The organism is Pseudomonas sp. BF-R-26 (assembly GCF_019947395.1).
Taxonomy (GTDB): Bacteria; Pseudomonadota; Gammaproteobacteria; order Pseudomonadales; family Pseudomonadaceae; genus Aquipseudomonas; species Aquipseudomonas farris.
The window spans coordinates 88,035-108,529 of the sequence record NZ_JAGYGK010000015.1; the positions used below are offsets into that span (position 1 = coordinate 88,035).

20 protein-coding genes are annotated in these 20,495 nt (G+C 58.0%); 1 reads left to right on the forward strand and 19 read right to left on the reverse strand.

Annotated elements, in window-relative coordinates; translation table 11 throughout:
• Nucleotides 1–73: 73 nt before the first annotated feature.
• Nucleotides 74–961, reverse strand: a complete 888-nt coding sequence (gene ispA / locus KGB18_RS22390) for a (2E,6E)-farnesyl diphosphate synthase (RefSeq protein ID WP_123720555.1) — start codon at nucleotides 959–961, stop codon at nucleotides 74–76.
• Nucleotides 958–1,200, reverse strand: coding sequence for an exodeoxyribonuclease VII small subunit (locus KGB18_RS22395; RefSeq protein WP_007894317.1), 243 nt, complete (start codon nucleotides 1,198–1,200; stop codon nucleotides 958–960). The genes ispA and KGB18_RS22395 overlap by 4 nt, the downstream gene beginning before the upstream one ends.
• Nucleotides 1,201–1,563: 363 nt before the next feature.
• On the opposite strand from KGB18_RS22395, the gene KGB18_RS22400 reads away from it, so the two are divergent.
• Nucleotides 1,564–2,994 (forward strand): PLP-dependent aminotransferase family protein, encoded by a 1,431-nt coding sequence (locus KGB18_RS22400; protein ID WP_123720554.1) that lies wholly within the window; start codon nucleotides 1,564–1,566, stop codon nucleotides 2,992–2,994.
• 31 nt (nucleotides 2,995–3,025) lie between these two features.
• On the opposite strand, the gene KGB18_RS22405 is transcribed toward KGB18_RS22400, so the two are convergent.
• From KGB18_RS22405 to KGB18_RS22485, 17 genes are all read right to left on the reverse strand, one after another.
• Nucleotides 3,026–3,340, reverse strand: coding sequence for a hypothetical protein (locus KGB18_RS22405; protein ID WP_148710192.1), 315 nt, complete (start codon nucleotides 3,338–3,340; stop codon nucleotides 3,026–3,028).
• 85 nt (nucleotides 3,341–3,425) lie between these two features.
• On the reverse strand, nucleotides 3,426–4,208 hold the full coding sequence (locus KGB18_RS22410) for a methyltransferase domain-containing protein (protein ID WP_223570483.1): 783 nt from the start codon (nucleotides 4,206–4,208) through the stop codon (nucleotides 3,426–3,428).
• Nucleotides 4,205–4,939 (reverse strand): cupin domain-containing protein, encoded by a 735-nt coding sequence (locus KGB18_RS22415; protein WP_123720551.1) that lies wholly within the window; start codon nucleotides 4,937–4,939, stop codon nucleotides 4,205–4,207. Before KGB18_RS22415 ends, KGB18_RS22410 begins: the two co-directional genes overlap by 4 nt.
• Nucleotides 4,940–4,999: 60 nt before the next feature.
• Nucleotides 5,000–5,899: a DMT family transporter gene (locus KGB18_RS22420; RefSeq protein WP_123720550.1), complete on the reverse strand. Its 900-nt coding sequence runs from the start codon at nucleotides 5,897–5,899 to the stop codon at nucleotides 5,000–5,002.
• Nucleotides 5,900–5,962: 63 nt separating this feature from the next.
• Nucleotides 5,963–6,586, reverse strand: coding sequence for a 2OG-Fe(II) oxygenase (locus tag KGB18_RS22425; RefSeq protein WP_223570484.1), 624 nt, complete (start codon nucleotides 6,584–6,586; stop codon nucleotides 5,963–5,965).
• A gap of 3 nt (nucleotides 6,587–6,589) precedes the next feature.
• On the reverse strand, nucleotides 6,590–7,828 hold the full coding sequence (locus KGB18_RS22430; RefSeq protein WP_223570485.1) for a hypothetical protein: 1,239 nt from the start codon (nucleotides 7,826–7,828) through the stop codon (nucleotides 6,590–6,592).
• Nucleotides 7,828–8,817 carry a hypothetical protein gene (locus KGB18_RS22435; RefSeq protein WP_148710190.1) on the reverse strand — a complete coding sequence of 330 codons (990 nt, stop codon included), beginning with the start codon at nucleotides 8,815–8,817 and terminating at the stop codon, nucleotides 7,828–7,830. Before KGB18_RS22435 ends, KGB18_RS22430 begins: the two co-directional genes overlap by 1 nt.
• Before the next feature lie 214 nt (nucleotides 8,818–9,031).
• Complete coding sequence (locus tag KGB18_RS22440) at nucleotides 9,032–9,772, reverse strand: SDR family NAD(P)-dependent oxidoreductase (protein WP_223570486.1); 741 nt, start codon at nucleotides 9,770–9,772, stop codon at nucleotides 9,032–9,034.
• 695 nt (nucleotides 9,773–10,467) lie between these two features.
• On the reverse strand, nucleotides 10,468–11,214 hold the full coding sequence (locus KGB18_RS22445; protein WP_201062061.1) for a helix-turn-helix transcriptional regulator: 747 nt from the start codon (nucleotides 11,212–11,214) through the stop codon (nucleotides 10,468–10,470).
• A gap of 237 nt (nucleotides 11,215–11,451) precedes the next feature.
• On the reverse strand, nucleotides 11,452–11,979 hold the full coding sequence (gene ppa / locus KGB18_RS22450) for an inorganic diphosphatase (protein ID WP_008052339.1): 528 nt from the start codon (nucleotides 11,977–11,979) through the stop codon (nucleotides 11,452–11,454).
• Between the two features lie 113 nt (nucleotides 11,980–12,092).
• On the reverse strand, nucleotides 12,093–12,905 hold the full coding sequence (locus tag KGB18_RS22455) for a zinc-dependent peptidase (protein WP_123720543.1): 813 nt from the start codon (nucleotides 12,903–12,905) through the stop codon (nucleotides 12,093–12,095).
• A 6-nt stretch (nucleotides 12,906–12,911) separates the two neighbouring features.
• The gene (locus KGB18_RS22460; RefSeq protein WP_223570487.1) at nucleotides 12,912–13,568 is read right to left on the reverse strand and encodes a DedA family protein; all 657 of its coding nucleotides are present in this window, start codon (nucleotides 13,566–13,568) and stop codon (nucleotides 12,912–12,914) included.
• 339 nt (nucleotides 13,569–13,907) lie between these two features.
• A complete protein-coding gene (locus KGB18_RS22465; RefSeq protein ID WP_052967090.1) occupies nucleotides 13,908–14,369 on the reverse strand; it encodes a GNAT family N-acetyltransferase in 462 nt (153 codons plus the stop codon).
• 112 nt (nucleotides 14,370–14,481) lie between these two features.
• On the reverse strand, nucleotides 14,482–15,306 hold the full coding sequence (gene eutC / locus KGB18_RS22470; protein ID WP_187326413.1) for an ethanolamine ammonia-lyase subunit EutC: 825 nt from the start codon (nucleotides 15,304–15,306) through the stop codon (nucleotides 14,482–14,484).
• An 8-nt stretch (nucleotides 15,307–15,314) separates the two neighbouring features.
• Nucleotides 15,315–16,709, reverse strand: coding sequence for an ethanolamine ammonia-lyase subunit EutB (locus KGB18_RS22475; protein WP_123720540.1), 1,395 nt, complete (start codon nucleotides 16,707–16,709; stop codon nucleotides 15,315–15,317).
• A gap of 202 nt (nucleotides 16,710–16,911) precedes the next feature.
• Complete coding sequence (gene eat / locus KGB18_RS22480) at nucleotides 16,912–18,282, reverse strand: ethanolamine permease (RefSeq protein ID WP_095054601.1); 1,371 nt, start codon at nucleotides 18,280–18,282, stop codon at nucleotides 16,912–16,914.
• A 267-nt stretch (nucleotides 18,283–18,549) separates the two neighbouring features.
• Nucleotides 18,550–20,070 carry an aldehyde dehydrogenase family protein gene (locus KGB18_RS22485; protein WP_052967093.1) on the reverse strand — a complete coding sequence of 507 codons (1,521 nt, stop codon included), beginning with the start codon at nucleotides 20,068–20,070 and terminating at the stop codon, nucleotides 18,550–18,552.
• Nucleotides 20,071–20,495 lie beyond the last annotated feature (425 nt).

Below are 20,495 nucleotides of genomic sequence, written 5' to 3' on the forward strand. Positions count from 1 at the left end.
TATAAAAGATGCGGCAGTTTACCTGATGCATCGCCCCCTGCCCACGCGTTGGTTTTTTTTGGCGGATACGCCGTCAGCTGCGGCGATCGACGATGTACCGGGCCAGATCGCGCAATGGCTCGGCCGCCGCGTCAAACGGTCGCAGCGCGTGCAGGGCCTGGTCGCGCAGTTCCAGGGCATAGGCCTTGGCCGCGTCGAGACCGAGCAGGGCCGGGTAGGTCGGCTTGTCCCGGGCGATATCGGCGCCCTGGCGTTTACCTAGGGTTTCGGTGTCACTTTCGACGTCAAGAATGTCGTCCTGGACCTGAAATGCCAGGCCAATGGCCTGTGCATAACTCTGCAGGGACTTCAGTTCGTCCTTCGCGGCATTACCGCTGGCCAGGGCACCGAGCTTGACGCTGACTTCAATCAAAGCGCCGGTCTTGCGCCGATGCATGTATTCAAGGGCTTTTTGATCGAGCTTCAGGCCCACCGAGCCGAGATCGATGGCTTGCCCGCCGACCATGCCCGCCGGGCCTGCCGCCAACGCCAGGGCGCTGACCATCTGCAGACGGGTTTCGGCGTCGCAGCTGCTCAGGTGCGGGTCGAGCAGGGCGCTGAAGGCCAGACTCTGCAAGCCGTCACCAGCGAGGATTGCACAGGCTTCATCGAATTTTTTATGCGTAGTCGGCTGGCCGCGACGCAGATCGTCGTCGTCCATGGCCGGCAAATCATCGTGCACCAGCGAATAGGCGTGGATCAGTTCAACCGCACAGGCCGCGCCGTTGGCTTGCTCGGCCTTGCCACCCAGCGCCTCACACGCGGCGTAGGCCAGCAACGGACGCACACGTTTGCCGCCGTTCATCACGCTGTAGCGCATGGCTTCGTAGAGGCGGGCGAGTTCAGGGCTCGGAGGGCTGAACAGGGTTTCCAGTGCGGCATTGACGCGAGCCTGGCTGGTCGCCGAATACGCAGCAATCATTCTGGCTGATCCGCGTCGAAGGGTTCCTCGGCCAGCTCACCATCACGCTCGAGCAGCACTTGAACCTTCTGCTCGGCCTGAGCCAGCGCCGCCTGGCAATCGCGGGTCAGCCCGATGCCCTGCTCGAAAGCGGTCAGCGAGTCTTCCAGCGACAATTCGCCGTTCTCCAGACGCTCCACCAGCGTTTGCAGGTCAGCGAGAGATTGTTCGAAATCCAGTGCAGCTTTTTTGCGGGCCATGGCGGCTATTTCCGGTTGACGTTAAACCGGCGCGACACTAGCAGAGAGAGGGAGTTGGGGCAAATAGGCGGTAAGTGTGACGGCGGTGCTGACACAATTGGCGGCGATAGGTTAACGCTCGACCGGTTGTCAGGAGCAGGCAAAAATCTGAGCGGTGATGAGAGAAATCGGAGGGCGATCAGGATCGCTGCAGAAGTTGGAATAGGCGAGGCAATTTTTGAGCGCTGGCGTAAACTTTGCTTACATAATCTCAGGGTCCAGTCTCGCACGCGAGTGTTGGCGCGATGGCCTGTCGATCATCGGCCTGCGCTTTGCCAGGCATCAGGAAGGCCATGATGGCGGTGGTTTCATTAAGGGAATGAGATGTTTGAGATAGATCGCAGTAGTAAGGCGCTGTTAGTGGACCAGATCCGAAGCGCAATTATTAGCCGCATTGAATCTTTTCAATGGGTTCAAGGCAGCAGGTTGCCGTCGGTCAGGGCGCTGTCCAAACAACTGGGCGTCAGTAACTTTACGGTGAGCAGCGCTTACGAGGACCTCGTGGCGCAGCACATTATCGAGTCCCGACCCGGGGCCGGTTATTTTATTCTGGCGACCAATCCAGCGGGAACCCTCAAGGACCTGGACGAGTTGATCCCGCCGTCCAGCCTGCATGCGGGGTTTCTGTACCGCGCGCTGGATCCTTCCCAGTACGATATTCCCGTCAGTTCAGGTTACTTTCCTCCGTCCTGGCTGGCTGAAGCTGTGCCTGTTTCTGTTACCGGGCGGTTGATTCGTAACACGCTGTCTTGCAGCGTCCCGGCGCCCGCAGCGGGGAGCCAGGCGTTGCGCTCGGTGATTGCGCGCAAGTTGCGAGAGGTTCACATCAATGCCTCCAGCAGCCAGATTGTGGTGACGGTGGGCGCTACCCATGCGTTCTCGCTGATTCGTAATGTCATGCTCAGGCCGGGTGATTACCTGCTGGTCGAGGACCCAAGCTACTTGTTGCTGCAGTTGAAGCTGATCAAGGGGCGGGATTTCAACATCATCACGGTGCCACGAATGGGTGATGGTCCGGACCTGGAGGCCATGGAGGCCATGCTGATCAAGTACCGGCCAAAACTGTTTCTGACCCAGACCCTGATCCACAACCCCACTGGCGGCAATACCTCCCCGGCCAATGGGTTCAAGATTCTTTCGCTGGCCGAGAAATATGATTTTCATATTGTTGAAGACGATATTTTCGGCTCGTTGTCTGCCAAGCAAACACTTCGACTGGCCAGCCTGGATGGTTTGAATCGCACGTTTTACATCAGTGGTTTCAGCAAGGTGCTCAGTCCTGCCCTGCGCCTTGGGTATGTGGCGGCACCACCGGCTTTTGTCGAGCGTCTGGTGGAGCAGAAGATGTATAACTTGTTGTGCGGCTCATCTCTGGACGAAACCATCGTGACTTACACTCTGGAATCCGGGCGCTATCAACACCATCTGGATGCCCTGCGTCAGCGGGTGATGCAGGAGCGTGTCAGGGCGCGGGAGTGGCTGGGCAAGGTCGGCGTGGTGTTTGACGAACCCGGCGTGGATGGCTTGTTCCTGTGGGGACGTTTCCCCGCGCACGTGGATATTCGCCGTCTGATTGAACAGGCCCATGACGCCCGCATCTTTCTGGCTCCAGGGTCGTTGTTCAGCAACACCCGGGACTACGATCAGTACATCCGCCTGAACGTCAGCCACTGCAATGACATCCAGTTCAAGCGTTTCATCGAGTCTCAGACCTGCAGCGAAACAGCCCGCCGAGTCACCGAACACGGCGTTTGAGACTACCCGGGTCAGCCTGATGACATTCGATCTAGCTGCCCGGCGGTGTTTCACAGGTGAAGGGAGGGCGGTGCATCGACTCCCGATTTTGCTGCCAGCTTTTGAAGTATTCCACCAGGGTGGCCACTTCACCCAGGTCTGCATAGGAGTAGATGACGCCGTTGAGGATCTGGACTTCGTCATTATCGTGCAGGGCTTGAATGAGCGAATCCTCGACGATTTCCGAGCCGTTGACGGCCAGACTGATGTCATCGATCCAGTACAGCGGTTTACCGTCCTGGCTCGACCACACTTGGGCATCGGCGTAAAAAGACTTCAGCGCTAATCCATTGGTTTTCATAGACATATCGTTATTCCCGGTGCGACGGTAAGCATCGCCCGCCGTCTGCTGATGCTCAATGTGCCGCTCTTTTTCAGACAGGTTCTGTGGGTTATGACTTTTTCTCCGCTCTGAAACGCAAGCGTGTGTAGTCCACCATCCATCGGCCATCGGAGTTCAGCAGGTCATTGGCCAGTTCCTCCGTCACTTCTTCCAGAAAACCCGCGCGGTCCTCAACGGGCAGCACCGTCAGGTAAGGGCTGCCAAAGGTTTGTATCCATTCGGCAATGGGGTAATCCAGCACTACCGGTCGTTCGAACCAGCTGATGAAGCTGACGTGAAACCCGGCGTTTTCCAGCACCTGTTGGTATTCACCGGCGGTGGGCAGGTACCAGGGGTCAATGTCTTGTGCATCGATGGATCTACGTTCGAGGGCACCATGAATCGCCTGACGGATCAGTAAGGCATTCTTGGCGCCGGCGAATTCACCGACAAAACGCCCACCGGGTTTGAGTGCCATAAAGGTCCCATGGGCGACTTGATCGGCACGTCGCATCCAGTGCATGGCAGCGTTGCTGAACACCGCGTCGAACTCTTGGTGAAAGATCAGCTCCTCGGCATTCCCCAACCTCACATCCAGGCCGCGCAAACGTGCGGCTTTCACCAGTTCCGGGCTGTAGTCGAAACCCACCATGTCAGCGCCTTGCCGAGCCAATTGCTCGCTCAAGTAGCCGTCGCCACAACCGATGTCCAACACCCGCTCGCCGGGAGTGAGAGCCAACAGTTCCACCGCGGCATTTGCCAGATGAGCGACGAAACGGGCGTTGTTTTCATACTGCGAGGCGTCCCATTGTTGCAGTTCAGAGGTGGGGCGAAAAAAGCTCGAAGAGGTCATGGGCGGGTTTCCGTCTGGGTATGGAGATGCTGTAACTGCTGGGCCGACAGCCCCTCGATCAAGGTTCTGTTGAGCATGGTGTGGTTGGTATCGGTGGGGCCGGTATCGGAATCAGGATGGAAAATCACGATGCGCAAGGCCTGTTCGGCGCTCTGAAAACTGTGCAATACGCCAGGCGGGATGACGAACACCATGCCCTCCTCAAACGGCAGAACACCCTGTTCGGTTTCGCACTGGCCATTACCCGACAAGATCAGGCCTGCACGGAGCGAGGAGTGGGTGTGAGGTGTCTGGGAGACATGGGCGGGCAAGTGCAAAAAGTTCAGGCAGGGATCACCGTCGATGGGTGGTGAGAGCAGCAGGCTATTGGTGCAGCCATCGAGATAAAGCAAGCGTCCCCGATCTTCCACTGGGCCACCCAGCAATGTCGTGCCGCGGTAGCCACTCTGGCTGACGATCAGCGCCCGGCCTTCTCCCTGTACATGTATGCGGCCGGGGAAACTGCCAAAGAACCCCGCACCCAATTCGAAGTGGTGATGGTCGACGGTGACCTCCAGGCGACCGCTATAAACAATAAAAAAGTGAGTGGCGGATTCCGCCAGCCACTGTTCCCCGGCTGTCCACAGGGTGATGTTGGCTTGATGCCGGGCATCGCTGAACGACAGAGTGACGGGTGAATCCAGAGGGGCTACCAGCATGACGTTGGGGTCGATCAAGGTCATTTCGGACATGGGGATACCTGCAGGAACACGTTGGGTGGAGCGCGCTGGTTAGCCAGCGCGCGGTCCTGTTCAGATGCGCTTGGACAGCCAGACCAGCACGATGACGATGGCGCAGACGGCCGGGGTCAGCCAGTTCCAGGACTCGCCCATCAGGATGATCGAAAAGGCAAAAGTGAAGAACGGTTGCAGTAACTGCAGCTGGCTGATGCGCTGGATGCCACCCAGGGCCAACGCGCGGTTCCAGGAGAAGAAACCCAGCAATGAGTTGATCAGAGCCAGAAACAACAGGGCTGCGACGCCTTGTCCAGGCAAGTTGGCGATGGTCTGGCTATCAAAGAGCCAGAGGCTGACCGGAAGCAGCACCGGCAGGCTGATGACCAGGGTCCAGCACATGACCTGCCAACCTGGCAGTTCTTTGGACAGTGCACCGCCCTGGGCATAGCCAAAACCGGCCAGCAGTACAGCGCCCAGCAGCGCCAGGTCGCCGATGTAGATGTCTGAAACGTCCGACTTGATGACGGTGTAGGCCATCACCACCAAGAAGCCCAGGCTTGAGACCGCCCAGAACATTTTGGATGGGCGAGTGCCTGTGATGAGGGTGCCGAAGATCGCTGTGGACAGCGGTAGTGCGGCGAGCACCACGCCGCCATGGCTGACCGGCACGTACTGCATGCCCAGCGCGGTGAGGATCGGAAAGCCGTAAACAATCCCGGTGGAGGTCAGCAACATTCGCTTGATTTGCGAGCGATTGGGAAACTTTGCCCGACCGATAAGCAAAAAGGGAATTGCCGCAAACGCAGCCAACACCGACCGAAAGAACCCGACTTGCAGGGCACTCAGGTCGCCAGCGAGCATTTTTGCCGCTGGCAAGGTCATGGCAAAGGCCGCGACCGAAATGAGGCCCAGGAAATAGGCTTGCAGGTCTTGATTCTTTGTTTCTTGAAAACTGGCTACGTTGGTTTGCGTCATGGGACGTTTCCTTCTGGCTTCGTCGGTCGTACGTCCACCCGGCGGGGTGGACGTACACTCCGATCAGATCTGTTTGTTGTTGAGGTTGGGTTTGTCCAACGGGCTGGTGCTCAGGAAAAACACCAGGGAGGAGCGTGTGCCGCTCTCCACTTTGCGCACGCCGTGGGGAATCTCGCAGCGATTGATCAGCACATCGGCGTAGCCGGTCTTGAATTGCGACTCGCGGCCTTCATGCTCGATGAAAAACTCGCCGCCTTCGTATTGTTTGCCGAACTGGATCACCACGGAGTAGCGATATTCCAGGTTGCTGTAGGTATCGATGTGCTTGCCGATGAAGTTGCCGGCTTCCAGCAGATTGGACTGGCAGCGACGGATAAAACACTCGGCTTCCATGATGCCGTTGAAGAACTCGCGACTTTTTCCCGAAGAGAGGATCTGCACCACACGTTTTCCGTAAGGGTCGTTGCGATATACGGGTAACTGGCCTTTTTGATCCTCCATGAAGCGCCCCACCGCGAGAAAGTTTTCTTCGCCCACATCGCCGATTTCGATAATGGTTTTCGGGATGACCTGGCACGCCGCTTCCATGTACTCCAGCTCTTCTTGAGAAAACAGCTGTGAGGCTTTGAGGGAGGCGTAGGCGTTGTTCTGCAGTTCGTGGTTCGCAGCTTGAATCGTCTCTTGCATTGCTCAGACTCCTTGAGAGGTGGACGTTGGGTACAGGCTGTTTGGGGTATTGAGAGAAGCAGGTTCCCGAGGGGTAAACGGCTCGACCACCCCTCGGCACAAATGGTCGCGAATCAGGTACAGCCCCGCCATGAACCCCCAGACTTCGAGGAACGGCCCATAAGGGGAGGGCTGTTGTTCGACGCTGGCGCGATAATTGGCGATATGCCGGTAATGCACGTTGGGGCGGCGGTGGTGTGCGTCGTGGTTGGGCAAGTCTTGCGGGTACACATACAAGCGCACCGGCAGATCGTAGAGCGCACATTTCAGCACCCAGACGGCATGCGCGATGACCCCGTGCTCTGGCGGTGTACGGCCCTGGAAACGACCCCAAGTCAGTCGGCCATAGTGATTTTTCTCGGTGCTCCGGGCGTCCCGGCGATAAAACCACAGGTGCTCGGTAAACAATTGCAGCCACATGGAGTGCTCAAACAACACCGCGCGTGGGATCACATACATCAAGCCAAAGGCTTCCAAGCCACCAGCCGCCCACAGTAGCGTCAGCAATACGCCCCAGAAGCAGCCGCGAAACAGCGCTTCACGACGATCAAGACGAACGAAGCTGTCAAGCAGCGTTCCACGCCATTGGCGCATCAGGTAAACGGGGCGAAATGGGGTGCAGCAGACTCGCCACCAATAGACCGGTTCAGGCATCCCCGGGTAGAACCCTTGCTCACGGATGAAGCGCTGGTCGGGATCGGTGTCGGAGCACAACACATGGATATTGTGGTGTTCGCGTACATGGCTCTGGTTATAGGTGTCCCAATCCTGGTACAGCAGCGGCGTGGTCAGAAAGAGCCTGGCATAGCGCTGCGCGCGAGCCTTGTCCTTGAGCACCGCACCGTGGGTCAGGTAGTGGAAAGTGGCTTGCATACTGCGCAATCGATTAACCATCAGGACCCAGCCCACCAGCACCAGCAACACTGCCGTACCGGTGGCGAAAGCACCCTCCAGAACGGCTTGGCCAAGCATCACCAGGGCGATCATTACTAACCAGGTGAACAGCAAATGAGCCACCAGAAAGCGCTCGCCGCTCTCGTTCATTGCGCTCTTTAACGCCTCGGGTGCAAGTGCCTGCCCCTTGCCAGTCAGCCAGGTCCAGAAACCCTGGAAAGGCAAATGGGCATAGCTGGCACGAACATCGCCCTGTGGCCCGTACTGACAGTAGTAAGTGCATTGACTTGCACTTTCACGGGCGTTCATCAGTAAACCCTGGTCAAGTAAAGGACAGGAATGGTGCTGTACAACCAATAGAAGGGTTGCATGCGATTATGGTCCGCACCGATAACAATGGGGTTGGTCCACTGCTGGGCAAACACCTTGCCGATGGCCGCATACTCCGCACCCTGGGCATACAGGATCTGCATCAGCTCTTCGTTGCTGCGCTGCTGGTGCCACGCCTGATAGAGCGGCAGTCGAGCACTGAAGATTGAGGCATAGTCGAGATCGTCCTCAACGATGCAGCCATTGTCCTGGTGTGCCAGGCGCCGTTGTGCTTCGGCCGTCAGTGCATGCCAGCAGTCCTCGCCACCGGCGGCTTCGGCAATCATGATCGACTCGGCACCAGGGCCGAGAGCGTCCAGGATTTTTTGCTGGCTGATTCGCAATTTGTGAGCGAAGCCTTCGCGTGTTTCCTTGAGGCGGTTCAGGGTACTGGCGTCAAACCCTTCAAAATCCCCGGCCGCGACGGCGATCCGTGCATCGATGCCGTGCTTTTGCAGCACTGCTTGCAGGTCAGGCAGGGTCTTGACCACGCGTCCGGCCACCAGCCCGATGCCTTCGCCCAGATGCTCGAAGGTATAACGCAGGCGGCCATTCTTGTTTTCGTAGCCGTAATCAGGGCACACCGGGGAGACCAGGGTAATGGTTTCACCGGCCAGTCCTTTGGCCAGGGCCTGGGCGAAACGCGCTACAAAGTGTGGCGCTGATTGGGCAAATGACAGGCGCTCAAAGGCCTGCTCAAGATCCACCACCAATTCGTCCGGCAGTTCTCGCATGGCGGGGTATCGCACTTTCAGGGCCGGGGTCGTGGCGGTGTTGTCGTTGATCGCACACAACAGCAAATTCAATAGCGAAGGACGGCTTTGGTTGATGTACGGCTTGTCCAGAATCAAGGTTTTCTTGCCCTGAGTGGAACGAACCTGCCATTGAAAGCCGGGGAATTTGGACTGAATGAAACGATAAAACGGCATGTAACGAGGAAGGCCCGTATGGCCATCGTCCGAGTGTTGGAACTGGGCATAAACAGCTGACAACTTTGACACTTCACTTTCAATGCAAAGTGCCTGTACCAAGTCAGCCGGTGGCTGCTGGGAGAGTGAAATAGGTGACAGCACACGTTTGCTGATCAACTTGTGGGTTAGTTTGTTTCTTACATAGTAGTGGGCGAGAGATTGGCTCATGGGATCACCGGTACGAAAGTTCCTGATCAGCGGGCATTAGTTCAATAAGATTAATATTGACGTGGGAGGGCTGATGCAGGGCCCAGAGGATCGAGTTGGCAACATCCATCGGCTCAAGCGGCGTCAGTGTGCTGTACACGCGGTCGGCTCTGGCTTGATCGCCGGCAAACTGAACCAAGGCGAATTCTGAGCGGGTTTTACCCGGTGCGATGTTGGTCAACCGGACCCGCGCGCCCACCAGTTCGGTGCGCAGGCATTGTCCGAAGTGGTCGACAAAGGCCTTGGATGCCGCATAGACATGGCCCCCGGCGTAGTGATAATGAGCGCCAATCGAGGTCAGGTTGATAATGTGCCCGCACCCACTTTCCATCAGCTTAGGTAGTACCGCCCGAGTGACATTGATCAAGCCGTGAACATTGGTCTCCAGCATGGTGGATATTTGAGCATCCGAGACTTCCAGTAACGTTCCTTGTCCCTGAAGTAAACCGGCGCTATTGATGAGTTTGCTAAAGGTGGCAAATGCATCGGGAAGTTGTTTCAACTGTGTGTTGATCGAGTCGATGTCACGAACATCGCAGCTAAGGGGGTAAAAACGTTCACCCAATTCATCGGCCAATGCATTGAGGCGCTCGGTTCTGCGCCCGATCCCAACTACCTTGTTTCCCTGCTCTATCAACTTCCTGGCACAGGCCAGACCAATACCTGATGTCACTCCGGTGACAACCACTGTTTCATCAGTGTTCAATTGAAGCTCCTTTTTTATTGCATTTTTTATCGGCAATTGGCGAACTGAGGCGTGGGTGCCTGATGAAGACCTGCAGATTAGGGAGCTTGGCGAGGGATGTACCGGTACGGCGACGGGCATGGGCAACGAACTGTATCGTTGCGCGACCATGACAGTTGGAGGCTTGTTTTGTTTCGATAGCGCGCAGGCGCGCGTGCGCGCACAGATCGATGCCTGATGGGAGGCCTCACCAGGGGGAGGGGAACGAGGGAGATTTGGTCAGGAGAGTGTTGGGGGGAATATTGCGGGCATTAAAAAGCCGGCTTGTGGCCGGCTTCTCGGGGACTGGCTTGGTTTATTTTTGGTAAACCGCGCCAGCCTTCAAAACGTACACCCGGATCTTGCGTCCGGCTGTGGGACTTGGCGAGAAAGTCATCTGCCTTGTCGGTGCGATCTGAGCCTGAAGAAGGGTCGATGCGCAAATGTGGGGCGCAGCATACTGATTTTTTTGAGAAATTCCCAGCTTGGTATGCGAGGTAGAAGGATTGCGCTGTGTAGCAGCTGCCGAAGGCTGCGTTCGGCTGCGAAGCAGTCGTAAACCCGGTAACCATGGACTGTCTGCCACAGTGAATGGTTTGCGACTGCTGCGCAGTCGAACGGGGCGATGCGGCGTTCCGACAAGCCCCCTCGCCACAGTGGATCACAGGGTTGCGTGCTTACAGGAAGGGCACGGAAGGTCTGCGTTTGTTGAGCGTCGACCACCAGAATACCCACCCCAATACCCTTATGTTTTGCTTGTCGATCTGCTCGGCACTGAAGATCTCGTCCGGATACTCGGCTTTGTTATAGCTGCGCAACCGCAGCGCATTCCCCGGCATTCGATGCAGGTATTTGATCCGTAACATCCCGTCATGCTCGATCGCATAAATCTCCCCGTCAATAACCTGAGTCAGCCCGCGGTCGATCGCGAGTGTCGAACCGTCTTCAATCTTTTCGCCCATGCTGTTGCCGATCATGTGGGTACAAATGGCGTCGGCGTGGTTGATTTCCAGGGAGTCCAGATGGCTGCGGGGCAGGCGGATGGATTGGCTAGGGTCTTTGACGACGTGAGTTTTGTTGGAGCCCGGGGCGGTGGCTGTTTCTTTGTAGAAGGGCAGCTCGACGTCGATGGGCTCGATCACCGTGTAGATGCCGCGGATGGCCTGTGCGTCGAAGGTGTTGCCGGACTCGTCGAGTACGCGCAGGCGTGAGGATTCTTTCGGGCCTTCGCCGGTTTTCAGCCAGTCGCTGTTTACAGACAGTAGTCTGGCGACCTCTTCCATGCGGTAGGCGGGCACACCGCGGGTGTACCAGTTATGGATATTTTGCGCTTCCGTGTCGAAGAAAGCGGCAAATCCTGTGGTTGTGATTTTCGCTGCTTCAAGGAGCGCTTTAAACCGTGGGCCGCTAGTGTTCTTTTTCATAAACACGAGTTTACTGGCGCGGGATGGGGGTTTGAATAAACGACCTGTTCAAATTTCGAGGGAAATTTAAGACTGGATGTAAGGAGCTTTTAGTGGAATTTAAACAGGCAAAAACCAGAGCCAATAAGCGTTCCACGTACCGTTAAAGGTGAGAGTCTGAGCGGAGCGCCCACAAAAAACCCCGGATCAACCGGGGTTTTTCTTCAAACGTCGCAGCTAGAAGCTTACCGCGGCTTCTCAGCCTTTATAGGCAGCAACCGACTTGGTGATCGCGTCGCGGGCGGCATCTGCGCCGGCCCAGCCTTCGATCTTCACCCATTTGCCTTTTTCGAGATCTTTGTAGTTCGCGAAGAAGTGCTCGATCTGCTGAATCAGCAGCGGAGGCAGATCGGTGTATTCCTTCACATCGACGTACAGCTGGGACAGCTTGTCGTGTGGAACCGCGATCACTTTGGCATCGCCGCCGCCGTCGTCGGTCATGTTCAGGATGCCGACTGGACGCGCGCGGATTACCGAACCTGGAGCAACCGGGTAAGGGGTCACGACCAGCACGTCGAGGGGATCACCGTCGTCGGCCAGGGTGTTCGGGATGTAACCGTAGTTGGCCGGGTAGAACATCGGGGTGGCCATGAAACGGTCAACGAACAGGCAATCGCTGTCTTTGTCGATTTCGTATTTGATCGGCGCGTGGTTGGCCGGGATCTCGATCGCGACGTAGATGTCGTTCGGCAGGTCTTTGCCAGCCGGAATCTTGCTGTAGCTCATTGGGCGGTGCCCCCGTTAGTTGACCAAAAACACTTGGCCGGATTGACCAAAAAGTGGCGGCGATTATAGGCATATTCCGCCTTCGACGCTATGGACCAGAGGTCGTGTAGACCTTAGTCGTGTGCCTGATAGACAGGGTTCTCTGCCAGAAGTTGCCGCAGTCGGGCCAATGGATCCTGCCGATAAAACAGCTTCAGCTGCTCATAGACCTGTGGATAAGCCTCGTGCAGCAAATCCGGGGCACTGAAGAAATATTCGCTGGTGACCGCGAAGAATTCGGCGGGGTTTTCCGCTGCGTACGGGTCGATGGCGGTTTGCGCGTCAGGGTTGCGGTCCAGTTGCTGATCGAGGTCGTCATAGGCTTCTTGCATGACTTTGGCCCAGTCGCTGACGCGCATATCGGCATGCAGCGGGGGCAGGCCATTGGCGTCGCCATTGAGCATGTCGAGTTTGTGCGCGAGTTCGTGAATGACCAGGTTATAGCCTTCCCAGCCACCGCTGGCCATCACGCCGGGCCAGGCGAGGATGATCGGGCCTTGCTGCCAGGCTTCGCCGCTGTGTTCGCCGTCCCATTCGTGTTCAACGCCGCTGGCATCGCGATGGCGCTGGGGGCTGAGGAAATCGTCGGGGTAGAGGATGATTTCGTGAAAGCCCTGATACCAGTTCAGATCGCCCAGATGCAGCAGCGGCAATTGGGTCTGTGCGGCGAGTAGCAGACGTTGCTCTTGGTGAAGCTCGACGCCGGGCAGGGCGGTCAGGTGTTTGTCTTGCAGGAACAGCACGCAGGCTTCCCGCAGCCACTGGTCTTCGGCTGCGCTGAGGCCATCGAGAAAGCTCAGGTGATGGCGCACCCGTTGCCACATGTCGTCGGCAATCGGATGCCTGGCCAGGGTGCGCTGGCGTCGCCAGGCGCTAAGGGACCACATCGTGAGTCAGCGGGGTTCGGCTTTGGATGCGGTATTAGCGAGGCGGCTACGGATCACGCCGATGATCATCGGTAGCAGCGAAACCAGGATGATACCCACCACCAGCAGCGACAGGTTTTTCTTGATGAACGGTACGTTGCCGAAGAAGTAACCGAGGGTTACCAGACCGCCCACCCAGAGGATGGTGCCGAGGACGCTGAAGGCAAAGAACCGTGGGTAAGGCATTTTGCCAACGCCGGCGACGAACGGGGCAAAGGTACGGATGATTGGCATGAAGCGCGCCAGGGTCACGGTTTTGCCGCCGTGTTTGTCGTAGAAGTCGTGGGTTTGTTGCAGGTAGTCGCGGCGAAAGATTTTCGAGTTCGGGTTGCTGAACAGCCGTTCGCCGGCGGTGCGGCCGATTACATAGTTGGTGCTATCACCGAGAATTGCCGCCAGCATCAGCAGGCCGCCCAGCAGCACCGGGTCCATGCCGCCACCGGCCGCCACGGCGCCCGCGATGAACAGCAGAGAATCGCCCGGCAGGAATGGCATCACCACCAGACCGGTTTCGCAGAAGATCACCAGAAACAGAATGGCGTAAATCCATGCCCCGTAGTTGGTCACCAGCAGGTCGAGGTAAACATCGAGATGCAGGATAAGGTCGATCGGGTTGAAATCCATGGAAAGCACCTGTGGTGATGGCCCGACTCTGCAGGCCTGTGCGGATGGCTGGGCGTAAGACTACAGCTAAGTGTGATTTTTCTTACGAGCCGGAAGAATGGGCATTATACGGGGTGACAAGTGAAAAACGCGTCGAGTTTGTAGCGGGGGATGTCGATGGGTCGACCATAGGTCTGTTGGCTTTGCACAATCCTTGTGGCGAGGGAGCTTGCTCCCGCTGGGAGTGCGAAGCGCTCCTGGTCCGACTACGCGGTGTATCAGGATAATCGCTTTGGTGGGTTTACGACTGCTGCGCAGCCGAACGGGAGCAAGCTCCCTCGCCACAAAGGCCCCGGTGCGTTACAGCTCCTCACTGATCGGCAACACGTAGTTCTTGAACTCAGTATCTTCCTTGAACCCAATGGATTCGTAGGTTTTCTGCGCGACGTCGTTATTGCTGCTGGTGGAAACGCGCATGCGCACGGCATTGGTCTCCTTGGCCATTTTTTTCGCGGTGCGGATCAGGTTATCGGCCACCAACTGGCGGCGGGCGTCTTCGGCGACGTAGATGTCGTTGAGGATCCACACGCGTTTAAGCGAAAGAGACGAAAAGCTGGGGTACAACTGACAAAAACCCATCAGCTTTTTGTCGTCGTCATCGGCCAGGGCCAGGTAGATCACCGACTCCTTGCGCCGCAGGCGTTTCTCGAGGAACGCCCGGGACGAGTCCGGATACGGCAGGGAACCGTAAAACTCACGATATTTGACGAACAACGGGGTCAGCAGGTCGAGGTGTTCGAGGGTCGCTTGAATAATCCGCATGGTAGGTCTCGTCTTCAAGTGGCTGTCTTACGTGGTGACGGCGACGGGAAACCCTGGCGGCCGTGCATCGATCCTGCCTGAAACCTGAATAGAAACGCAATGCGGAAACGGTTCAGGTATCCGACGGGCTCAGTAGGAAATTACCTTTCATATCTGCACCAATGTCCGACTCCAGCGTCTGAACCTGGGCTTCGTCCTTCAGACTGACCCCTGATAACTGCCGCCGACAGGCTTCGCGCATCAAATACAGCAAGCGGTGTGCCGCCATGCCGTAACTCAAGCCTTCGAGCCGAACATTCGAGATGCAGTTGCGATAGGCATCTGTCAGTCCGACTTTGGGATTATAGGTGAAATACAACCCCAGGCTGTCTGGCGAGCTCAAGCCGGGGCGTTCGCCGATCAATATGACCACCATCTTCGCGCCCAGCAGCTCGCCAATCTCGTCGGCCACCGCGACTCGGCCCTGTTCCACCAGAATCACCGGCGACAGGGACCAACCCTCAGCGGCTGTCTGTTCTTCCATGCGCGCTAGAAACGGTAAGGTGTGGCGATGAACGGCCAATGCCGAGAGGCCGTCGGCCACCACAACGGCCAGATCCACCCCGCCAGGATGGCTCAGCGCGTAGTCGCGCAGGGTCTGCGCCGACTGATCACTCAGCTTGCGCCCCAAATCGGGGCGCTGCAGATAGCTGTTCCGGTCCGTGGCGGCGCTGTGCAGCAGCAAACTCTCACGTCCACGCTCGGCCAGTTGTGAGCTAAGCCCCAGGTGGTCGAACGGCAGGTGCACCGCATCCCGGGCCTGTGCATGGGCGTACTGAAAATCCAGCTGCGCGCTGGTCGGCATGCTGGTGCCTGTACGACCGAGGGCGATACGTGCCGGGGTCAGGCGACGCAGTTCCAGCAATGGGTTTTGCGGATCGACAGGTGGTTTATCCATCTCAATACTCATCCCAGTTGCGCCATGGCCTGACGGAAGGCCGGCGGCAGGTTGTCGCCGAAGTGAATTTTGCCGTCTGCCTGGGTGAAGATGCCCATGTTCGCCAGCCACTGTTCAAACTCCGGCGCCGGTTTCAGGCCCAAGGTTTTCCGGGCGTAGAGGGCGTCGTGAAACGATGTGGTCTGGTAATTGAGCATGATGTCGTCGGAACCGGGAATGCCCATGATGAAGTTGATCCCGGCCACGCCCAGCAGGGTCAGCAGGGTGTCCATGTCGTCCTGATCTGCCTCGGCGTGATTGGTGTAACAGATGTCGCAACCCATGGGCACGCCCAGCAGCTTGCCGCAGAAGTGGTCTTCGAGACCGGCGCGGATGATCTGTTTGCCGTTGTAGAGGTATTCCGGGCCGATGAAGCCTACGACGGTGTTCACCAGAAACGGTTTGAAATGGCGTGCCACGGCGTAGGCGCGGGTTTCGCAGGTCTGTTGATCGATGCCGTGGTGGGCGTTGGCAGACAGGGCGCTGCCCTGGCCGGTCTCGAAATACATCAGATTCTGGCCCAACGTGCCGCGATTCAGGCTCAAGCCCGCGTCATAGCCTTCCTGCAAGACGTTCAGGTTGATACCGAAGCTGGCGTTGGCCGCTTCAGTGCCGGCGATCGACTGGAACACCAGGTCCAGCGGAACACCGCGATTCACCGCCTCGATGGAGGTGGTGACGTGGGTCAGCACGCAGGCCTGTGTAGGAATTTCGTAGCGCTGGATGATCGCATCAAGCATTTCCAGCATGGCGCAGATCGAAGCGATGCTGTCGGTGGCCGGGTTGATGCCGATCATTGCGTCCCCGTTGCCGTACAGCAGACCGTCGAGAATGCTCGCGGCGATCCCGGCCGGTTCGTCGGTGGGGTGATTGGGTTGCAGGCGCGTAGAGAGCCGGCCGCGCAGGCCCAGAGTGCCGCGGAATTTCGTGACCACGCGGATTTTCTGCGCCACCAGCACCAGGTCCTGCACGCGCATGATCTTTGACACGGCGGCGGCCATTTCCGGGATCAGGCCCGGAGCGAGAGCGCGCAGGCTCTGTTCGTCGGCGGCGTCGCTGAGCAGCCAATCGCGAAAGCCACCGACAGTGAGGTGGCTGACCGCTTTAAAAGCCTGTTTATCGTGAGTGTCGATGATTAGTCGGGTGACTTCATCGGTCTCGTAAGGAATCAGTACTTCCTGCAGGAAGTGAGTCAGCGGGATGTCAGCCAGGGCCATCTGCGCAGCCACTCGCTCGCCATCGTTGAGGGCGGCAACGCCGGCCAGAAAGTCCCCGGAGCGCGCCGGGCTGGCTTTGGCCATGACGTCTTTCAGACTGTCGAAGCGGTAAGTCTGGGCGCCGACGGTATGGGCAAATACGGCCATGGGACGGTGTCCTCCTGATTCAATAAATAACTCAAATGCACCGTCGAACCCCTGTGGGAGCGGGCTTGCTCGCGAAGGCGTTCTGACATCCAACATGTGTGGTGAATGACACTCCGCCTTCGCGAGCAAGCCCGCTCCCACATGAGAACTGCGTGCACTTCAATATGGCAGGCGCCGGGAATCAGCCCGGCGCCGGTGCAACTCAGACGCCTTCGAGCATCGCATCCGCCGGCGCGTCGGAACGCTGCTTGGCGGTCAGTTGGAAGTACAGGTAACCGGCCGCCATGAACCCGAGGAACACACACCCGATCAAGGTGTTGAACCACGCCATCGCCACCAGGCACACCACGGCCAGAAACAGCGCGATCCCCGGTACGATCGGGTAGCCCGGTGCACGGAAGGTGCGTTCCAGGTTCGGCTCGGTTTTACGCAACTTGAACAGGCTCAGCATACTGATGATGTACATCACGATGGCGCCGAATACCGACATGGTGATCATCGCAGCCGTCAGCGTCATGCCCTGCAGATTGACCAGACCGTCGCTGTAGATCGCCGCGATGCCGATCACGCCGCCCGCCAGAATCGCCCGGTGCGGAGTCTGGAAGCGCGACAGTTTGGCCAGCCCTTTGGGCAGGTAGCCGGCGCGAGCCAGGGCGAAGAACTGTCGCGAATAGCCAAGAATGATCCCGTGGAAACTCGCCACCAGGCCGAACAGGCCGATCCACACCAGCATGTGCATCCAGGTCGAATTATTGCCGACCACGGCTTTCATCGCCTGAGGCAGCGGATCGTTGATATTCGACAATTGGCGCCAGTCGCCAACACCGCCAGCCATCACCATGACGCCGATGGCCAGGAACACCAGGGTCAGAATGCCACTGACGTAAGCCCTGGGAATCGTGCGTTTCGGGTCCTTGGCTTCCTCGGCGGCCATGGCGGCGCCTTCAATGGCGAGGAAGAACCAGATCGCGAAAGGGATTGCCGCAAAGATGCCGGGGATCGAGGCCATGGTGAATTCGTTGGAACCCGACCAGCCGTTGAGTACGAAATTGCTGAAGCTGAAGCCCGGTGCGACCACGCCCATGAACACCAGCAATTCGGCGACCGCCAGCACGGTGACCACCAATTCGAACGTGGCAGCGATGCTCACGCCGAGGATATTCAAGCCCATAAACACGAAATAGGCGCCAACAGCGGCGATCTTCGGGTCCAGTTCCGGGTATTGCACGTTGAGGTAGGCGCCGATGGCCATGGCAATTGCCGGTGGCGCAAAGACGAATTCGATCAGGGTCGCAATGCCGGCGATCAGTCCGCCTTTTTCACCGAAGGCCCGACGGCTGTAGGCAAACGGCCCGCCAGCGTGGGGAATAGCGGTGGTTAATTCGGTGAAACTGAAGATGAAACAGGTGTACATCGTCGCCACCATCAGGGCGGTGACGAGAAAACCCAGGGTGCCTGCGGTGCCCCAGCCGTAACTCCAGCCGAAATACTCGCCGGAAATCACCAGGCCGACGGCAATGCCCCATAGATGCAGGGTGCCGAGTGTGGGTTTGAGCTGTGTAATAGAAGTCATAAGTCCTCTCTGTCTTTTTTATTGTTTGATCTGTTTGGACTTTCAGGTATGGCGTTTATGTGTGATGCGGGCACGCAAAGCCCATGCCAGACCAGCAGGGCGATGATTTACGGTGTATTTAAGGACGCCATCGCGGGCAAGCCCGCTCCCACAGGGTTAGGTGGTGAATCCACTTTTGGGGGCTGACCCAAATCCAATGTGGGAGCGAGCCTGCTCGCGATGACCATCTGAAGGGCGACACAGAAACACCTGTATCGCCCCCGGTTTTTAGAAGAAACCCAACGGATTGATGTCGTAGCTCACCAGCAGGTTTTTGGTCTGCTGATAGTGATCGAGCATCATTTTGTGGGTTTCACGACCGACGCCGGACTTTTTGTAGCCACCGAACGCGGCGTGCGCCGGGTACAGGTGGTAGCAGTTGGTCCACACGCGACCGGCCTTGATGGCGCGGCCCATGCGGTAGGCGCGGTTGATGTCGCGGGTCCAGAGGCCGGCACCCAGGCCGAACTCGGTGTCGTTGGCGATGGCCAGGGCTTCGGCTTCGTCCTTGAAGGTGGTGATGCTTACCACCGGGCCAAAGATTTCTTCCTGGAACACGCGCATTTTGTTGGTGCCCTTGAGCAGGGTCGGCTGGATGTAATACCCGGTCGCCAGGCTGCCCTCGAGTTTTTCCACCTTGCCGCCGGTCAGCAGCTCGGCGCCTTCGCCCTTGGCGATTTCCAGGTACGAAAGGATTTTGTCGAATTGCTGCTCGGACGCCTGGGCACCGACCATGGTGTCAGTGTCCAGCGGGTCGCCACGTTTGATTTGCAGGACTTTGTTCATGACCACTTTCATGAACTCGTCGTAGATCGACTCTTGCACCAAAGCGCGGGACGGGCAGGTGCAGACTTCGCCCTGGTTGAAGAATGCCAGCACCAGGCCTTCAGCGGCTTTCTCGATGAAAGTCGGTTCGGCTTGCATGATGTCTTCAAAGAAGATGTTCGGCGACTTGCCACCCAGCTCCACGGTGGACGGAATGATGTTTTCAGCGGCGCATTTCATGATGTGCGAGCCGACCGGGGTCGAGCCGGTGAAGGCGATCTTGGCGATGCGCTTGCTGGTGGCCAGGGCTTCCCCGGCTTCTTTGCCGAAACCTTGCACCACGTTGAGCACGCCGGGTGGCAACAGGTCGCCGATCAGCTCCATCAGCACGGTGATGCCCAGCGGGGTCTGCTCGGCCGGTTTAAGGACCACGCAATTACCGGCGGCGAGGGCCGGGGCAAGTTTCCAGGCGGCCATCAGAATCGGGAAGTTCCACGGAATGATCTGCCCGACCACGCCCAGCGGTTCATGGATGTGATAGGCCACGGTGTTGCCGTCGATCTCGGCGGCGCTGCCTTCCTGGGCGCGGATGCAACCGGCGAAGTAGCGGAAATGGTCGGCGGCCAGCGGGATGTCGGCGTTGAGGGTTTCGCGAACGGCCTTGCCGTTGTCCCAGGATTCGGTGATCGCCAGCACTTCGAGGTTCTGTTCGATGCGATCGGCGATTTTCAGCAGGACCAGCGAGCGTGCCTGGGCGGACGTGGCGCCCCAGGCATCGGCGGCGGCATGGGCAGCGTCCAGGGCCTTTTCGATGTCTTCGGCTGTGGAACGCGGGAATTCGGCAATAGGTTGGCCGTTGACCGGCGATGTATTGGTGAAGTACTGACCTTTGACAGGCGCGACGAACTCGCCGCCGATGTAGTTACCGTATTTGCTCTTGAACGAAACGATAGCGCCTTCAGTACCGGGGTGAGCGTAACGCATGATGGGTTTCTCCTTGGCTTTTGTGCTTATAAGGGAGGACGCGCTAAAGCGCTGCATTAAGCGTAGAGCAAAGGTCGGGCCAGCGCCTTGCAGGTCAGGTAAATCAAGGCCTTGCGTGTTTTTTGTCGGACGGATGGGCGGCGTTTGTGACGCTTGCGGTACAGCCCCTGTGACACTTTGTACCGTTTGTGGCGCAGCCTGTGACGGGCAGGTCTTGCCAGCATTGCAATGCGTCGATGGCTGGAGGATGCTGGGCCTCAAATTGCCACACAGGTAATCCTCTGTGATGAGGGGCGATGTGTGGTGCGGGGTTTGTGTGGCGAGGGGGCTTGCCCCCGTTGGGCTGCGAAGCAGCCCCTAAAACCAGTCACCTCTATTTCCCGGATACACCGCATACACAGGATTTACGACTGCTGCGCAGCCGA

Bases quoted from the DNA above. Each gene is read 5' to 3' on its own strand.
- ispA (WP_123720555.1), bottom strand. From the start codon at position 961: ATGATTGCTGCGTATTCGGCGACCAGCCAGGCTCGCGTCAATGCCGCA.
- KGB18_RS22425 (WP_223570484.1), bottom strand. From the start codon at position 6,586: ATGCAAGAGACGATTCAAGCTGCGAACCACGAACTGCAGAACAACGCC.
- KGB18_RS22445 (WP_201062061.1), bottom strand. From the start codon at position 11,214: ATGAAAAAGAACACTAGCGGCCCACGGTTTAAAGCGCTCCTTGAAGCA.
- eutC (WP_187326413.1), bottom strand. From the start codon at position 15,306: ATGGATAAACCACCTGTCGATCCGCAAAACCCATTGCTGGAACTGCGT.
- KGB18_RS22460 (WP_223570487.1), bottom strand. From the start codon at position 13,568: ATGGATTTCAACCCGATCGACCTTATCCTGCATCTCGATGTTTACCTC.
- KGB18_RS22410 (WP_223570483.1), bottom strand. From the start codon at position 4,208: ATGACCTCTTCGAGCTTTTTTCGCCCCACCTCTGAACTGCAACAATGG.
- KGB18_RS22485 (WP_052967093.1), bottom strand. From the start codon at position 20,070: ATGCGTTACGCTCACCCCGGTACTGAAGGCGCTATCGTTTCGTTCAAG.
- eat (WP_095054601.1), bottom strand. From the start codon at position 18,282: ATGACTTCTATTACACAGCTCAAACCCACACTCGGCACCCTGCATCTA.
- KGB18_RS22475 (WP_123720540.1), bottom strand. From the start codon at position 16,709: ATGGCCGTATTTGCCCATACCGTCGGCGCCCAGACTTACCGCTTCGAC.
- KGB18_RS22430 (WP_223570485.1), bottom strand. From the start codon at position 7,828: ATGAACGCCCGTGAAAGTGCAAGTCAATGCACTTACTACTGTCAGTAC.
- KGB18_RS22415 (WP_123720551.1), bottom strand. From the start codon at position 4,939: ATGTCCGAAATGACCTTGATCGACCCCAACGTCATGCTGGTAGCCCCT.
- KGB18_RS22405 (WP_148710192.1), bottom strand. From the start codon at position 3,340: ATGTCTATGAAAACCAATGGATTAGCGCTGAAGTCTTTTTACGCCGAT.
- KGB18_RS22395 (WP_007894317.1), bottom strand. From the start codon at position 1,200: ATGGCCCGCAAAAAAGCTGCACTGGATTTCGAACAATCTCTCGCTGAC.
- KGB18_RS22455 (WP_123720543.1), bottom strand. From the start codon at position 12,905: ATGTGGTCCCTTAGCGCCTGGCGACGCCAGCGCACCCTGGCCAGGCAT.
- KGB18_RS22420 (WP_123720550.1), bottom strand. From the start codon at position 5,899: ATGACGCAAACCAACGTAGCCAGTTTTCAAGAAACAAAGAATCAAGAC.
- KGB18_RS22465 (WP_052967090.1), bottom strand. From the start codon at position 14,369: ATGCGGATTATTCAAGCGACCCTCGAACACCTCGACCTGCTGACCCCG.
- KGB18_RS22435 (WP_148710190.1), bottom strand. From the start codon at position 8,817: ATGCCGTTTTATCGTTTCATTCAGTCCAAATTCCCCGGCTTTCAATGG.
- KGB18_RS22400 (WP_123720554.1), top strand. From the start codon at position 1,564: ATGTTTGAGATAGATCGCAGTAGTAAGGCGCTGTTAGTGGACCAGATC.
- ppa (WP_008052339.1), bottom strand. From the start codon at position 11,979: ATGAGCTACAGCAAGATTCCGGCTGGCAAAGACCTGCCGAACGACATC.